General features: G+C 58.1%; 14 protein-coding genes, 1 tRNA gene and 1 pseudogene. 7 read left to right on the top strand and 9 right to left on the bottom strand.

Features of this window, described 5'->3' with window-relative positions; genetic code table 11:
• Positions 1-17 precede the first annotated feature (17 nt).
• Positions 18-94: transfer RNA gene (locus ACIQUH_RS25875), tRNA-Met, on the top strand.
• Between the two features lie 80 nt (positions 95-174).
• Positions 175-357 (top strand): hypothetical protein, encoded by a 183-nt coding sequence (locus tag ACIQUH_RS25870; RefSeq protein WP_400820602.1) that lies wholly within the window; start codon positions 175-177, stop codon positions 355-357.
• Between the two features lie 386 nt (positions 358-743).
• Here ACIQUH_RS25870 and ACIQUH_RS25865 read toward each other — a convergent pair.
• The 3 genes and pseudogenes from ACIQUH_RS25865 to ACIQUH_RS25855 all read right to left on the bottom strand — a co-directional run.
• A pseudogene (locus tag ACIQUH_RS25865) lies at positions 744-1,772 on the bottom strand (recombinase family protein); the annotation flags it as partial.
• A 12-nt stretch (positions 1,773-1,784) separates the two neighbouring features.
• A complete protein-coding gene (locus tag ACIQUH_RS25860; protein ID WP_127758463.1) occupies positions 1,785-1,979 on the bottom strand; it encodes a hypothetical protein in 195 nt (64 codons plus the stop codon).
• A gap of 273 nt (positions 1,980-2,252) precedes the next feature.
• Complete coding sequence (locus ACIQUH_RS25855; RefSeq protein WP_400820599.1) at positions 2,253-2,750, bottom strand: hypothetical protein; 498 nt, start codon at positions 2,748-2,750, stop codon at positions 2,253-2,255.
• Between the two features lie 698 nt (positions 2,751-3,448).
• On the opposite strand from ACIQUH_RS25855, the gene pip reads away from it, so the two are divergent.
• A complete protein-coding gene (gene pip / locus ACIQUH_RS25850) occupies positions 3,449-4,156 on the top strand; it encodes a prolyl aminopeptidase (protein ID WP_400820597.1) in 708 nt (235 codons plus the stop codon).
• 204 nt (positions 4,157-4,360) lie between these two features.
• Here the strand turns inward: pip and ACIQUH_RS25845 are convergent, their stop codons facing one another.
• Positions 4,361-5,800 (bottom strand): IS1182 family transposase, encoded by a 1,440-nt coding sequence (locus ACIQUH_RS25845; RefSeq protein ID WP_400820595.1) that lies wholly within the window; start codon positions 5,798-5,800, stop codon positions 4,361-4,363.
• Between the two features lie 164 nt (positions 5,801-5,964).
• On the opposite strand from ACIQUH_RS25845, the gene ACIQUH_RS25840 reads away from it, so the two are divergent.
• Entirely contained in the window at positions 5,965-7,218 is a 1,254-nt protein-coding gene (locus tag ACIQUH_RS25840; protein WP_400820593.1) for an MFS transporter, read from the top strand.
• Here the strand turns inward: ACIQUH_RS25840 and ACIQUH_RS25835 are convergent.
• The 5 genes from ACIQUH_RS25835 to ACIQUH_RS25815 all read right to left on the bottom strand — a co-directional run bounded on the left by ACIQUH_RS25835 (position 7,215) and on the right by ACIQUH_RS25815 (position 11,262).
• Positions 7,215-7,517: an HAD hydrolase family protein gene (locus ACIQUH_RS25835; RefSeq protein ID WP_400820609.1), complete on the bottom strand. Its 303-nt coding sequence runs from the start codon at positions 7,515-7,517 to the stop codon at positions 7,215-7,217. The two genes, ACIQUH_RS25840 and ACIQUH_RS25835, sit on opposite strands and share 4 nt — an antisense overlap.
• Before the next feature lie 15 nt (positions 7,518-7,532).
• A complete protein-coding gene (locus ACIQUH_RS25830; RefSeq protein ID WP_400820608.1) occupies positions 7,533-7,904 on the bottom strand; it encodes a haloacid dehalogenase-like hydrolase in 372 nt (123 codons plus the stop codon).
• 98 nt (positions 7,905-8,002) lie between these two features.
• Positions 8,003-8,767 carry a hypothetical protein gene (locus tag ACIQUH_RS25825; RefSeq protein ID WP_400820591.1) on the bottom strand — a complete coding sequence of 255 codons (765 nt, stop codon included), beginning with the start codon at positions 8,765-8,767 and terminating at the stop codon, positions 8,003-8,005.
• A 279-nt stretch (positions 8,768-9,046) separates the two neighbouring features.
• Complete coding sequence (locus tag ACIQUH_RS25820) at positions 9,047-9,580, bottom strand: hypothetical protein (RefSeq protein WP_400820588.1); 534 nt, start codon at positions 9,578-9,580, stop codon at positions 9,047-9,049.
• 359 nt (positions 9,581-9,939) lie between these two features.
• Entirely contained in the window at positions 9,940-11,262 is a 1,323-nt protein-coding gene (locus tag ACIQUH_RS25815; RefSeq protein WP_400820585.1) for a S41 family peptidase, read from the bottom strand.
• A 614-nt stretch (positions 11,263-11,876) separates the two neighbouring features.
• Between ACIQUH_RS25815 and ACIQUH_RS25810 the strand changes: the two genes are divergently transcribed.
• The 3 genes from ACIQUH_RS25810 to ACIQUH_RS25800 all read left to right on the top strand — a co-directional run bounded on the left by ACIQUH_RS25810 (position 11,877) and on the right by ACIQUH_RS25800 (position 15,115).
• Positions 11,877-14,273, top strand: coding sequence for a ParB/RepB/Spo0J family partition protein (locus ACIQUH_RS25810; RefSeq protein ID WP_400820583.1), 2,397 nt, complete (start codon positions 11,877-11,879; stop codon positions 14,271-14,273).
• A 120-nt stretch (positions 14,274-14,393) separates the two neighbouring features.
• Positions 14,394-14,750: a hypothetical protein gene (locus tag ACIQUH_RS25805; RefSeq protein ID WP_400820581.1), complete on the top strand. Its 357-nt coding sequence runs from the start codon at positions 14,394-14,396 to the stop codon at positions 14,748-14,750.
• Positions 14,747-15,115, top strand: a complete 369-nt coding sequence (locus ACIQUH_RS25800) for a DUF2958 domain-containing protein (protein WP_400820578.1) — start codon at positions 14,747-14,749, stop codon at positions 15,113-15,115. Before ACIQUH_RS25805 ends, ACIQUH_RS25800 begins: the two co-directional genes overlap by 4 nt.
• Positions 15,116-15,439 lie beyond the last annotated feature (324 nt).

Raw genomic sequence — 15,439 nt, 5'->3', positions numbered from 1 at the left:
CGACTTCTCGCTGGTGCCGCGGGGTGGAGCAGCCCGGTAGCTCGTCAGGCTCATAACCTGAAGGCCGCAGGTTCAAATCCTGCCCCCGCAACCAACGATCCCTGCACTTGCACTAAGCCCTTCTTTCCGAAGGGCTTTTTTGCGTTCTGGCCCTCTGCTGTCCGGCCCAGGAGCATGTTCAGAAGCTCCTCTTCCTTCAGGAAGTCCGGGTTCTTCCTGCCACTGGCGAAGGTCAGGATCGCCGCCAGGTCGCCGCGCAGCACGATCGCCAATTCCTCGCCTTCGGGAACCAGCTCGATGCGGCTGACGAGCGTGCGCAGCCTCTCGGCCGACTTCGCCCGCGTTTCCTCGTTGTGAAGCTGGTCATGGAGAGCGCTGATCTGTTCGTGATAGATCTTGGCGATGTTCGGATGCAGCAGGGCAGGCGGTTCTTCCGCCGTCTCCAGCATGATCGCAATATCTTTCTTGCGCTGTTCCAACGCCACCATCTTGTCGTTGATGCGGTCGGCCGCCCCGCCCTTGAGGATCAGATCGAGAAGCGTGTCGAGTTCGCGATCGATCTTCTTTATCTCTGCCTCGGCCGCTTCGATGGACACGCGCGCAGCTATCCGGGCCTTGTTCGCTTCCCGTGTAAACTCCTCGCAGAAGTCCTTGAACAGTTCTGGCTCCATCAAATGCTTGCAGAGGCCATCGAGCACAGAGACTTCGAGCGTGTCGCGCCGGATGTTGATCCAGTTGTCGCATGTCCCCTTGTTGCGCGCGTTGGTGCAGCCAAGCAGGTTTTTCGAGATCATCGAATAGCCACCACCGCAGCAGCCGCACTTGATGAGGCCGGTGAAGAGATGCTTCGGCCGGCGTCTCTCGCACATGAAGTTCTCGGAAGTGTCAGACCAAGGATCGTGTGCGAGTTTCTGTTGCCGTTCTCTCACGGCGTCCCAGATGTGCTGATCGACAATGCGCAGTTCAGCAACATCCTGAATGGCCCATTCGCTTTCCGGGTTCGGGCGCGACACGCGCTTGCCCGTATCCGGATCTTTGATATAGCGCAGCCGGTTCCAGACCAGCTTGCCGATATAAAGCTCATTGTTGAGGATGCCGGTCCCGCGCTTCGGATTGCCGTGAATGGTGGACGGTCCCCATTCGCTGCCTTGCGGGCCTAGCACGCCCTCGCTGTTCAGCGTCATGGCGATGGCCCGCGACGACTTTCCTTCCAGATAATCCACGAAGATGCGGCGCACGACATTCGCTTCTGGCTCGTTGATGGTGCGCTCGCCTCGGCTGGCTTCTCCGGCCGGATCGAACTGGCGCACGACGTCATAGCCGTAGCAAAGCCCACCGCCCGACTTGCCATCCTCGATCCGGCCGCGCAGGCCGCGCCGCGTCTTGTCGGCAAGGTCCTTGATATAGAGTGCGCCCATCGTGCCTTTGAGGCCGATATGCAACTCGCTCACTTCTCCTTCGGAGAGCGTCACGATGCTGACGCCGGCGAAGCGCATCCGCTTGTAGAGACCGGCAATGTCTTCCTGATCGCGGGAAAGCCGGTCGAGCGATTCCGTGAGGATCACATCGAAGCGGCGCTTCAATCCATCGGCTATCAGTTCCTGCACACCGGGCCGCAGCAGTGACGAGCCGGAAATCGCCCGGTCGGTATAGCTGTCAACAACGGTCCAGCCCTCACGCTCGGCGCGGGCGCGGCAAATGCGAAGCTGATCCTCAATGGATGCGTCGCGCTGATTGTCGGAAGAGTAACGGGCGTAGAGCGCAGCTCTCATGAGACGGTCCCCCTATTTGCGGAGGCGTTCGCGGGCGGCGCGCTCCTGTTCGGCTTCAACGAATTTGCGGGCAGCCTGCCGGGCGAGCATTCGGACGAACTCGCGAAGGCGCGGATCGGGCTGCGACGGATCGTAGGTCGGCATGGTGTCGGACGGCACGAGGACCACCCGCACGCTTTTCGCCGTTGTCCCTTTCCGTTTTGCCACGACACGATCCTTGTTCCTGGGCGGACTATTCCGCTCCGGACAAAGACTGGGCTGGAAACCGGCTGATGTGAATGCGAAATCGCGGGCATTACAGCGTACTCCGTCATAGAGCGCCGTCCCTCATCGTACCGCTTCGTAGTCGATCGTAGATTATGCGGCGGATAAAAAAGGACGTTGGCGTAAGAATACTTGAAATTTGCGGCGGGCGAATCCCCCTATGCGAAATTATTCGGCCTTCAGCATAGGAAGAGGCATTTCATTGGGGCAATTTCGTTAAACTTCTACGCCTGGTTGGCTGGTGCGGTCTCGTTCAAATTCAGCTCGTACATAATCGCGAATTCGGTCAAGCTGTACGAGAACTGCGACGTCGCCGACCTCAGCGAGCCGTGCCGGTAGATGGTTTAGATCATCGCCGCTGAAAACTATAAAGTCATAGAAGGGCGGCGAAGCCAATAAAGCAGCTCCAGCAATGTTCTCTTGTTTGAAGACATCACGAGTATTCTCGCAAGAAACGATGCTGTTCGCTTGATCGAAGGACAAGCCGAGATCAATTAACTGTTTGGCCAACCGCATGAGGCAAAGGTCAACAAAACCAAAGCGTTTCCATTTGGCTCTGACTGATGAAAGGTCAGGAGCCGGGGAGTCTCTATGTACGAACGGCACCAAAATCCCGCTAGAACCTAGTAATCCGCGCTTTAAATACGAACGGAGCCCTTCATATCCGATCGATATGATCTCTGCCGCCCTAGCAGTAGTAACTGTTGGTTCCATCGTGCCTGCTCATAAATTAGTCCTATAAAGACCAATATTTCTCAAAAATGAATCGGTGTCAATAGGACCGTTTTCTGCGCGGTCTAATAGAAGTAAGGAGCGCTTCGCGCGCTTTTTGGTGATCGGCTGCGGCTGAAGCCTTGCCGATCCTTTAGGGGAAGCCAAGGAGCGTTGCCCCTTTCTCCCCTTGTGTGGTTGCCGCCCAGAATGCAAGAAGTTTCGCCCTTTTGGGAACGTGATCGAGTGCGGTCTTGTGTCAGGCACTCAACAGTGCGGCCTGTCTGGCGCCGCGGGCCGGTATGGTGATCTGCGGACCAGATCCAGATCTCAAACACGAGCTCGTTGGCTCTTTGGGGAGAACTGGTTTTCCCGATCCCGATCTATTCGATCATATGCCCATGCAGGTCATTGCCTTCTCACATTCACCGGCGTCTGATTGCTCCGCTTTTCAGCTTGCAGCAGTCAGCGTCGGATCTCCATCGCCTGTTCGTTCAGATCGAACGCATATTGCGCATCAACGAAATGACCGCCATCATAGAAGAAGTCGTAGACGCGGCTCGCAGCACGCTGCTCATTGGTGCCACTTAGCGCTGAAGTTTGGTGCTAAACAGCTCTGAAGGTCACAGGAATTTCTGTCGCAAAAATCGTGCGCAAAAGTCAGAATTTTGCGACTAACATTTGCGATATCGGAGGTGAACATGATTATCGTGGGTCTCGTGGAGGACATGGAGCGACTGCGGCAGCATATGGGCGTGGAGACGTGGTTGGTGCTGGGCGGCTCATGGGGATCGACACTTGCTATGGCATATGCTCAGACCCATCCGGAGCGGGTGAGCGAACTGATACTGCGCGGAGTCTACACGCTGACGCGAGCCGAACTCGATTGGTACTACCAGTTCGGCGTGTCGGAGATGTTCCCTGAGAAGTGGGAGCGCTTCATCGCCCCTGTCGCCGTTTCGGATCAGGGGGACATGATCGCGGCTTACAGGAAACTGCTGACATCCGACGACCCTGCCGTCCAGGTCGAGGCAGCCAAGGCTTGGACCATCTGGGAGGGCGAGACCATCACGCTTCTGCCCAACCCGGACTTCTCGACCTCCTACGCCGATGGACATTTCGCGCTCGCCTTCGCTCGGCTGGAGAACCACTTCTTCGTCCACGACTGCTGGATGGAGGACGGTCAGCTTCTGCGCAATGCCGGACGGATGAAGGGCATACCGGGCGCGATCGTTCACGGTCGATACGACATGCCATGCCCGGTCAAGAACGCCTACCTTCTGCACAAGGCTTGGCCGGACGCATCCTTCCAGATCGTGGAGGGTGCGGGCCACGCCACTACCGAACCCGGTATCTTAGACCAGCTCATCCGCGCAACAGATCGGTTCGCTGCTTGCAGTTTGCGCTAGATGCACCCCTTTCTGCCGTGGGTATATGTCACAAAAATCCCACAGGCCGTCTTAAAACCCTACGGGCTTGAGCCTGTTCAGGCGGTTGATGTCATTCGACGCGGATTTGCTGGCATTTTGGCCAATCGGCATTTCGGGCGACATGTGGCCTCAACGGAGCGTTTCCGGGCAGTTTTCATGCTTCTATGAGGGGCATTGCGCAGGTCACGCCCTTGCGGCGGCGATCAGCCCCTGCACGCCGACGATGGTGATGGCCCTTTTGATGTTGTAGGCGAGTGCCGTCAGGCTGAACTCGCCCCGGACATTTTCCAATCCCCGCATCAGGAACGCGCCCTGGTTCATCCATTGCTTGATGGTGCCGAAGGGGTGCTCGACGTTTTCGCGCCTGATGTCGAGGATGTCGGGACGGGTTTCGAGGCGAGCGGCCATGCGATCGAGCACGGCCTCATTCTCAAGTCGCGTTACACCGCGATAGGATTTGGAAGTACAAGACGGACGTAGGCCGCAGCTCTTGCAAACCTTGCGGTCGCAATAGACAACTTTCACGTTCTCACGCAATTTGCCGTAATAGCGGGGCCTGAGCGTCTGACCTGCCGGGCAGGTATAGGTATCTGCTGCCGCGTCGTAGCTGAACGCCTCTTTGGGGAAGAAGCCCTGGGCTACGGCGGGACCGCGCAGCGGCTTCGGCACGTAGGCGGTGATGCCGGCAGCTTCGCAGGCCTCTATGTCCTCGATCTTGAAGTAGCCCCGATCGGCGACCGCCTCGATCGTTTCAACGCCGAGCGTCTTCATCGCCGCCTCGACGGTCGGGGCCAGAAGGCCGAGGTCGATCACCTGGTTGCACACCTCCTGCTCGGCGATCAGCTTGTGCTTCGTGTCCACGGCGAGCTGAACGTTGTAGCCGACGCCGACCTTGGTCATCCGCGCCATGGCGCGGGCATCTGGGTCGGTCAGCGAGATCTGGTCCTCGCCGGTGCGATCCAGTTCCTCCAGCATGGCTTTGTGCCTGGCGCGCTTGTCCCTGATCGCTGCGATCTTCTCGGCGATCTTGCAGCCGGAACCGCGGCTGTCGCCGCCGACGCGCTCCTCCTCGGCATCGCCGTCATCGAGGCGCTTCATGTAGTCGGCCAGCTTCTCGTCAGCCTCGCGGATGAACTTCGACAGTGCACCACGGGTGAAGTTGCGGTCTTTGTTGTTGACCGCCTTGATGCGCGTGCCGTCCACCGCCAGCAGTTCTCGCCCGAACAAGTCGAGCTGCCGGCACAGGATGACGAACTCGCGGAACACCTTCCGGAAGGCCGAATGGTTTATCCGCCGGAAGGCGGCGATGGTGCGGAAGTCCGGCGTCAGGTGACGCAGCAGCCAGATCACCTCAATGTTGCGATGGGCTTCGGCTTCCAGGCGGCGGCTGGAGCGCACCCGGTTGACATACCCATAGATATAGAGCTTGAGCATGTCGGCCGGATCGAACCCCGGACGTCCTGTCTCCTTCGCAGCCACCCGCTCAAAGCCGACGGCGGCGAGATCGAGGCCGTCAACGAAGGCCTCGATGAAACGGACCGGGTTGTCCGGCCCTACGTAATCGTCCACCGCTTCCGGTAGAAGTAGTAACTGCGAGCGGTCTGTTCCTGAAAGATGTGCCATGGCAGTAATCTACCATGTGCGATCATCGTCAGGAATCGTCTTCAGCTTTTTAGGGCGATCTCCGGGAGTTTTGCGGCTAAGAAAATTTAGTCGCAAGAAACGGGTGGCCTGTGGCCCTGTAGATCAGGCCATCTGTCCTCATGTATTGAACATGAGGACAAACGATGTTGAATCCCAGCCAATCTGCTCCACTACCCTCTGCATTCAAACGCATAGGCTGGTCAAATCTCTTCGCGCAATTTTCCGAGCAGATAGCATTGGCAGCGGCACCATTGGCGGCGGTTTTGTTGCTTGGTGCGGGGCCGGTTGAAACGGGCTGGCTGCAAATGGCGCAAACCCTTCCATTTTTGCTGCTGTCGATTCCGGCCGGACTTGCCGTTGATCGGGCCTCACGCAAAATATTGATGGTGGGATCGGAGGTTCTGCGCAGCTTTTCGCTTATCGTTATTGTAGTGCTTTTGGCATCTGGGCTGCTCAATGTACCACTACTCGCGGTCCTCGGCTTCATCGGGGTCATCGGGACGGTTTGTTACAGTGTGGCCGCTCCCGCGATTATTCCTTCAATTGTACCCCGTGCACAACTTGGCGACGCGAACCGGTGGCTTGAATTGGTGCGGAGCGCCGCTTTTATTGCCGGCCCCGCTCTTGGTGGTGCGTTGGTCGGTTGGACCGGCGCCTCTGCTGCCTATGTGCTTGCAACCGTGCTTTCCATTCTGGCCGCGCTGTATCTAGCGAGCATTCCAAAAGACAATGTGACATCACGCCCCTTCAGCAACCCGCTACAAGACCTGAAGGCGGGAGCGACATTCGTTGCACATCATAAACTCCTGCTTCCGATCCTGTTCACCGCGATTTTCTTCAATACTGCGTGGGTGATTTTGATGGCGGTCTTTGTTGCCTACGCCGTCCAGAACCTCGGCCTGAGCGCAACCCAGGTAGGCATTGCGTTGGGAGTCGATGGTGTGGGCATGATTGTAGGAGCCATGATCGTGCCAGTCCTCGCGCGGCGCCTTTCGGTTGGAACCATGATTGTCCTGGGGCCGCTCGGAGGATTTTGTGGAGCATGCCTCATGTTGTTGACGCTGTGGTTTCCTTCATTTTGGCTGGTATGTATCAGTTTCTTCGTGTTCGGCGTCGGTCCAATCCTTTGGAGCATCACGACGATGACACTGCGTCAGGCGGTTACGCCAAACGTCTTGCTTGGTCGAGTTTCGGCGCTGATAATGACCGCCACCTATGGATCAAGGCCGCTGGGGGCTGCTCTCGGCGCCTTAGTCGCTGGCTACTTCGGCGTTGCAGCATGTCTATTTTTGGCAACGGGAGGGTTCTTGATCCAGTTTCTGATTATCCTCCTTTCGCCAGTGCTGGGACTGCGTGTCCTGCCGGTTGAACAAGAGACCGCTATTGGGCAGTTTTAACGGCCGGTCGTCGCGAATTCCACAGACCGTCCTAAAACCCTCATTGCTGAACTTTTTGGGGAGTTTTCGGACGGTCTGTAGGGTTTTCGCGACAAAGGATGTAGCGCATCGTTCACGATGGCTTCAATATCCGCATCAGGCCAATGATTGACGTGCCTAAGCTCTGACGGAAGCACTGCGCCAACGAAATAACTGCGTTTCGCTAACTGTAACATTGGTATGTCACCGTGGGAATCTCCTACGGCCACCAAAGAGTCTCGATCAATCTGAAGCTCCGCCATCAGGGTTTGAAGCCAGATCGCTTTATCTTCCGGCTAGAAATGAGCGATCTCGCCATCATCCCACCCTGTGCCTATCGCGTAATCTGCACCCAGATCAGCAGCCAACCACTCCACGGCGAATTTCCATGTGATCGAGACCAATGCGACTTTTATGCCTTCATCTTTCAGGCGGGCAAAGCCACTCCGAACGCCGGATGCAAGACGAACTTCTTGAAGGTATTCGATCAGGGTCGCCCGGTTGTATGGCGCATACCATTCCAACATCTTTTGGCGCCCCGCTGTTATTTCCTCGCGTGAGCGGAAAAGCTCGAATGCGTCCATCTCGGCAGTGCGGCCAATATTCCTTGCTATGCAGCCGCAAATATTCTCTCCACGCAACAAAGTGCCATCGACATCAAAGGCTATTAGCTTGGGAGTGGAAATGTTTGGCTCCTTTCATAAAGTTCGCAAAACTCCCGAAGCCTACAACAGCGAGTTTCAGGATTTCCGCAACACGCGCCTGGTTACCACTCCCGCCATTCTGCGGTGATATCTTCATCATCCGGTAGGCTGAAGCCCGAGGCCCTTACCACAGCGTCGATCAGAACACCAAGTTCGTCGCGCTCCAGTGTTTCGATCATCCCGCTTCTGCCGTTGATCTCATTGATCGCAAGAACGATATCCTTGACCGCCGCCCGGATGGCCTGCGCATCCCGCTGGCTGGTTGCGGCCTTCACCGTATCGACGAACGCATTCAGCGCCGTTTCAGCCGTGGCGATATCGGCCTCGTTGAATAGCTCATCTCCCTCGGCCATGGCCTCCCGCCAACGTAGCGTCGGAATCTGGTCGCGCAGTGCTTCGACTTTATCGATATTGCCGGGCTCGATGTTCTGCTTGGACAAGGACGCCCCTCGGTGCTTGGCCTTGAGCATGGTGCGGTCAGCCTGCATCAGATAAACCGCCATCAGCCGCAAGTCCGTGTCATATTTTGCGATCACGACCAAATTTTCGACAGCATGGGAATGAACGAAGCGTTCGGCTGAATAGTCCGGCAGCGTGCTGCTCTTACCTTCCCGAAACGGACCCGCCTCGAGCTTCTCGGCCACGACATTGCTGCTGTCTCCAAACGTCAGACCGAATGGCAACGCCGAAGAATAGGCGCGTTGCACTGCCCTGATCGCATCCCGCCCGGTAAAGGACAGCCGAGAGACGATCCTCTCCTTGTCGTCCGGCAGGTGCCTTGACCGCACCTCTTCGAATTCGGTGCTGTATGCGGAAAGGCTTTCCACCTGTAGGCCGAAACCGCTATCGAAACCGCCGAAAAATCCAATCTCCGCATTCGTGCGAAAATCGATAGGGTCCAGCTTCTCATGATGGGCAAGGTAAGACGCGACAACTGGGTCGGCAATGCTGCGGCCAAGTATATCGAAATGGTTCATCCTCTGCCTTCCCTTCGCAGTATTTCTATCCGACATTAACTTTCGGTCATTGTGACATCGAACGAGCTACGTCCGCTTATGGCAGATACCGTTGAAAAACTCCGGCGAGCGGGTGTTGAGATCAGATCGCTATCCGTCAACCTGTACGCGCCCGCCTTCGATAACGACATGGCGGCCTTGAAGCTCGACAAAACGCCAATCCTCGCCAAGTGAACCATCCGGGAAAACCTGCAGGCGGTAACCACCTGACAGCAAAATGTCAGCCCCGCCGTAGTTGTCTGTGTTGACAGCTATGACCACGAGTTGCTCTGTAGCGTTCACGAAGGAGTTTGTCTCCGCGTCGTAGCCTTTCAGCAGAGATGCAATTTTGATGAGCTGTAGGCTTCCCGATTTAGGGTCGTCATCGTTTACCTCTGTTCCTTCAGCCGGCTCGACAAAACGATCTGATGTCCCTGTGATTACTGTCTTCTCATCAACGAAGCGCCACGGACATTGAACATGCAGTGCATAAGCACCGACGGTTCCTCTACCTGACGGATGCGGTCGAATGGTTCCGAAATGGAAAACCTTCATGTCCGCAGCGTTGCGGGCAATGCTCAAGGACAGCCCTACGAGTACCTGAAGGTAGTTTTCGAGGCGGGCTTGATTATCGTTCTCGACCATCAAATTGAAACTCGGCTAAATCAGAAATTGATAAGATTTAGGCAGACCATTGCACAGGATAGAGTTGAAATCCATCGAACTCAAAACGGGTGTGTTCGGGCGCTGGGTTGAAGATCGACATTACTGGCGCATTGATGTCGTGATTCAATTGACGCATCGAATTACGGAGGATTGAGCGATGATGAGATCGGGGTACTTATCTCCGGGAACCGCCAGGAAACACCCATAGCCAAGTGAATCCATAGTGTCACACCCGAGAAAGCAGGAAAAAAGCGCATGTATGTCTGAAACTCCTTACCGTGCTGTTCGTAACACTTCCAAAAGTCGCGAATACAGGGGCTATCGGCGGGCGGGTTTCTTTACTTGAAGGAAACCGCCTTTTCCGGATTCGGTGGGAAGGCTTCATCGGTCTTCTCGCCGCGCAGCAGTTCCAGCGCGTACTGAAGCTGAAGGTCGTCCTTTGCTTCCGGCGGTACGTAGGCGGAAGAACCAGAGCCGTCTTCCGTCTCGCTTTGACCCTGGATGTGACCGCGCAGGCTCGATTCACCGGTGGATTCCAGCTTACCAAGTAGTTCGGGGGGCAGCGGCTGTTCGACCGTGATGTCCGGTGTGATACCGGTCCCTTGGATCGATTTTCCCGACGGCGTGTAATAGAGAGCCGTCGTTAGACGGAGCGCGCCCACATCGCCCATCGGGATAATCGTCTGGACAGACCCTTTACCGAAAGAGCGTGTTCCAACGACGGTCGCGCGGCGCAAATCCTGCAACGCGCCAGCGACGATCTCCGAGGCTGAAGCAGAACCGCCGTTGACCAGCACAATAACTGGCTTGCCATCGGTTAGGTCGCCAGCGCTTGCGCTGAAGCGGCGGGTCTCATCGGGGGTACGGCCTCGGGTAGAAACAACTTCGCCGCGCTCAAGAAACGCGTCCGAAACATTGATGGCCTGATCCAGCAGGCCGCCCGGATTAAGGCGTAGATCGAGTACATAGCCCCTCAGCTTATCGGCCGGCACGTCTTTCTTGATCTTGGTGATTGCGGCCTCAAGATCGTCATAGGTCTTCTCGGCAAAGGAGATGACGCGGAGATAACCGACATCGTTTTCGACGCGGGATTTTACGGCCTCCACAGCGATGATGTCGCGCACGATTGTCAGTTCGATCGGCTTGTCAGCGCCCTCGCGGATCAGTGTCAGCTTGATCGGCGTATTGACCGGTCCGCGCATCTTCTCAACCGCTTCCTCCAACTTCAGGCCGCGCACGGGCTGGCCGTCGATCTCCGAAATGAAATCACCTGCCAGAACGCCAGCCTTTGCTGCCGGTGTATCGTCCATGGGGGCGATCACCTTGACCAGTTCGTTTTCCATCGTCACCTGAATACCGAGGCCGCCGAACTCACCTTTGATCTGCGTGCGTGTATCGTCGGCGTCTTGAGCGTTCATGAAGCTGGAATGCGGGTCAAGCGATGACAGCATGCCGTTGATGGCATTCTCGATAAGCTGCTCATCTGTTGGCGGCGTCACATATTGCGCCCGGACACGCTCCAGCACTTCACCGAAAATCACCAATTCCTTGTAGGTAGCTTCATTGGCGGCTTCCGCCGGAGCCACAGATGAATAGATAACACTCATCGCGGTTGCGCTCATCAATGCGCCGGCGAGAACAAGAGAAAACCTGCGTATCATTGTGAGCCTTTCCAGAATGTTTGAAGGTTCAGGACAGAGAAGCGAGTGGCTTACCGCCTCTTCAAGTTTGACTGTAAAGCCTTGAGCGACTTGTTTCCAGCGCTACCCCTTCGGGCAAAATAAGACAGCGCGCTCTTCGCGAAATTCCCGAAACACGCGACAAAGGTAAAGGCTGGTCTTTATCAACTGATCCGAAACCGGCCATTCCAAAGCCGAAGTTGCCGGTTTAGGGCCGGATCGCGGAATGCGAGTCTCTTTTACATCTTTTGTTCCGATAATCACAGCAGCGCTTCCGCACGCCTCTCACGACTGTAAGGAGCGCTGCGCGCGCTTTTTGGTGATCGGCTGCGGCTGAAGCCTTGCCGATCCTTTAGGGGAAGCCAAGGAGCGTTGCCCCTTTCTCCCCTCAAACGCCGCCTGCACATGGCAGGGCCGCCCGCTTCTCAGGACGGCGCATAATTACTACCAGCTTCATCTCTTCCGATCCGTCCCGCTTGCTGCGCAGCCCGGCCATGCTCGCCGGCATTTGTCCCCTCCCATCCCCAGGGCTCGCGCCCCCCCGGGAGGCATGTCGGGGACATGCCTCCGGCATTAACGAAAGAAGGATTGGAACAATGGCAAGGACTGCGAAGAAAATGAAGGCCGTCACTGTTGCGACGGAGAAAAATGCGGCGGCTGATGCGGAAATCCGTAGCGTCGGAGACGTGGCGGCGGCTTTGCCCGCGCGAGAGCCGGAAACCGCCATGACGGCGGAAACCGAAACCGTGGCGGCGGAACTCGCGAACGCACCGGAAGCGGAAAGCGCGACCGGCAGGGAAATCCTCATTCCACTGAACAAGCTCAAGAAGTCTCCCCGCAACGCGCGCAAGACCCCGCACAGCGAGGCGCATATCGAGGCGCTTGCGGCCAGTACCGCCGCCAAGGGCATCCTGCAAAACCTCGTGGTCGAGCCGGAGCTTGACGAGAGCGGCCAGCATTCCGGATTCTATTTCGTGACCATCGGCGAAGGGCGGCGGCAGGCGCTGTTGCTGCGCGTCAAGCGCAAGGAGATCAGGAAGACGGAACCCGTCCGCTGCGTCATCGACACGGCGAACGATCCGTTGGAGATCAGCCTTGACGAGAACGTCACGCGCGAAGACCTCTCGCCCGCCGATCAGGTCGAGCGCTTCCTTGAGCTTTCCCGAGATAGGGGGTGGGGCGCGGAGGAAATAGCCGCCCGCTTCGGCATTGCCGCTCATATGGTCAAGCAGCGGCTCAAGCTTGGAGCGGTCAGCCCCAAGCTGATGCAGTCCTATCGCGACGGCGATTTGACGCTGGACCAGTTGAAGGCTTTCGCCATCACCGACGATCATGCGCGGCAGGAGCAGGTTTACGCCGGTCTAGGCTATAACCGGGAACCGTGGACCATCCGCCGCGACCTGACGCGGATGCATGTGCAGGCCAATGACCGCAAGGCGATCTTTGTGGGCGCGGACGCTTATACCGAGGCAGGTGGCGAGATTCTCCGAGACCTGTTCACCGAGGATCGCGGCGGATATTTCGACGATCCCGCGTTGCTGGATCGGCTGGTCCTCGACAAGCTGGAAACCACCGCCGCCGACATTCGGGCGGAAGGCTGGAAATGGGCGGAAGCCTCTATCGACTTCCCGCATGCGCATGGGCTTCGCCGCGTCTACACGCAGCCCGTCGAATTATCGGAGGAAGATGAAGCTGCCTATGGCGCCGCGCAGGACGAGTTCGATCGTCTGACGGCTGAATGGGACAATACTGATGACGATCTTCCCCCGGACGTGGATGAGCGCTTCGCAGAGCTTGAGGCGGATATCGAGCGCATCGACGCGTTGCGGCATGCCTATGATCCCGCCGAGATCGCGCGCGGCGGCGTGTTTGTCTCTTTGAACCACGACGGAAGCGCCCGGATCGAGCGCGGTTTCATCCGACCGGAAGACGAGGCTCCCGAGCAGGATTCGGGCGAAGGTGTAGACGGCGAGAGCGTCATCGATGGTGTCCGCGTCAACGGAGACGGCGAGATCGTCGGGGGTGACGACGAGGACGATCAGGTTTCCGATCTCGAACCAGAGGGAGACGAAGGCGATGCGGCGAAGCCGATTTCCGATGTTCTCACCCGCGACCTGACCGCTCACCGGACGCTTGGCCTTCGCCTTGCGCTTGGCGAGCAGCCGGAAATCGCCTTGGTCGCCGTCACCCATGCACTTGCCGCGCAGACCTTCTATCGCGGCGTGGACGCCCACGTCCTCGAAATCCGCCCAATCAGCGCTCATCTTGGCGACCACGCGGGCGGCATCGAGGACACGGCGGCGGCGAAGATGCTGGCGGATCGTCATGCTGGATGGGCTTCCGATATGCCGCAGGAGGTAGGAGACCTTTGGGACTTCATCGCCGGTCTGGACCATGCAAGCGTTATGGCGCTGTTTGCACATTGCGCTTCGCTGACCGTCAATGCCCTCAAGCTGCCTTGGGAGCAGAACAAGCGCCGCGCCCATGCGACCGCCGACAAGCTGGCGACGGCGCTTGCGCTGGACATGAGCCAGCATTGGACGCCGACCGTCAGCAGCTACCTTGGCCGCGTCACCAAGGCCCATATCCTTGAGGCTGTCGTGGTTGGGGCAGGCTACGGAGCCGCCGAGCGCATCAAGGACAAGAAGAAGCAGGAAATGGCGGAAAGCGCCGAGCAGCTTCTGGCCGGAAGAGGATGGCTCCCGCCGCTTCTGCGCACCGAGCGGCCCGCATGGCTGGACGCCGAGCAGCAGGCGGAAGCCGAAACCATTGCGGAAGCGCAGGAACCCGCCATGCCGGAACCGGAAGCATGGGAGCCTGCCGGACCCGATGGAGTGGAAATCGCGGAGACCGACGCAGCAGGCTTTGCCGAGCCGGAAGAAGCTCCCTCCTTGGCTGACGTGCCGGACCCTGATGTGCCGCAGCGGGAGGAAATCGCTCCCCATACGGAAGACGCCGACGATGGCGCGGCCTTCTACGAAGCCGCCGAGTAAACCGCACGGCCGGAGCCGCTAGCGGTTCCGGCCCCCTTTCCCTCATCGCAACGAGGACAGTTCCGGCCGCGCCGATTGCGGCGCGACCGGGAACCTCGACGGATCGCAGGAACCACGACAATGAACACCTATGCCGAGCAGCGGGCAATGCTGGCCCGCATCGTCAGGGCGCGGGAGGAAACCCGCAATCACCTTGCCATGGTTGAACGCCAGATCGAAAAGCGCGCCGACCGCATGACCATCACCACCCGCCTCACGACCCGCCAGTATGGCCGCACGAAATCCACATGGACCCGCGCCGACGAGCGCGACTATCGGGAGAACGTCGCGCAACTCCGCTTCCGGCGGCGCGGCGAAATCGACGCGCTCACCCGCAAGCTGGAACGGCAGGACGTGGCTATCGCCGCCTTCCGCGCCCGCTTGCGGATCAACAGGGATGCGGCGCTTCGGTCAGCACCGGAGGAAATGGCGTCATGACACGGCGATTTCCCCGAACCGAAACCCTGATCCACGACGATCTTCGCGCCGCGCTGATCGTCAATGGCCGCGCCAGCGAGGAAGAGGAGGACTTCGACCCGCGCCCTGTCGTGAAGCTGTTCACGCCGGATGGTTCGGCCACATGGCTGATCACCAAAGCATACGAGGAGACAGGCGGGGATTTGCGGCTCTTCGGCTTATGTGACCTTGGCAGCCCGGAGTTAGGCTATGTCATGCTTACAGAGATCGAAGCGGTACGCGGCGGGCTTGGCCTGCCGGTCGAGCGTGACCTGTATTTCAAAGCGGAATACCGGCTCAGCCGATATGCCGAGATCGCAAACCATGCCGGAAGGATCGTCATTTGACACAAAGTTCCGGCGCGTCGGACCCTGATGCGCCGGAACGGCAACAAACAGAACCGCAAGGGAGACCGGGAATGATTGCGCTGCTTACATCGTCCGTTGTGATGATGGTCATCACGTGTTCGCTTGCCTACATGCTGGTGATCTTCTCTAATCGGCGGGGTAAGGTCAAGCTCCGTTCACAATTATTCCACGGCTGTACGAACAGGGCTTTCGTCCGCAGTCGGCCCAAATCGGTCATTGTTGGCCGAATGCGAAGAGGCAGCTTCGAGCCCTCATAGTGGCCCTTGACGCTCTGTGATTAAGCGTACAGAAATTACCCCGCTA

This window comes from Agrobacterium sp. NPDC090283, assembly GCF_044769685.1.
In the GTDB taxonomy this organism is placed as follows: Bacteria; Pseudomonadota; Alphaproteobacteria; order Rhizobiales; family Rhizobiaceae; genus Agrobacterium.
Note: the sequence above shows the minus strand (reverse complement) of the source record. Positions and strands in the feature narration are given on the sequence as shown.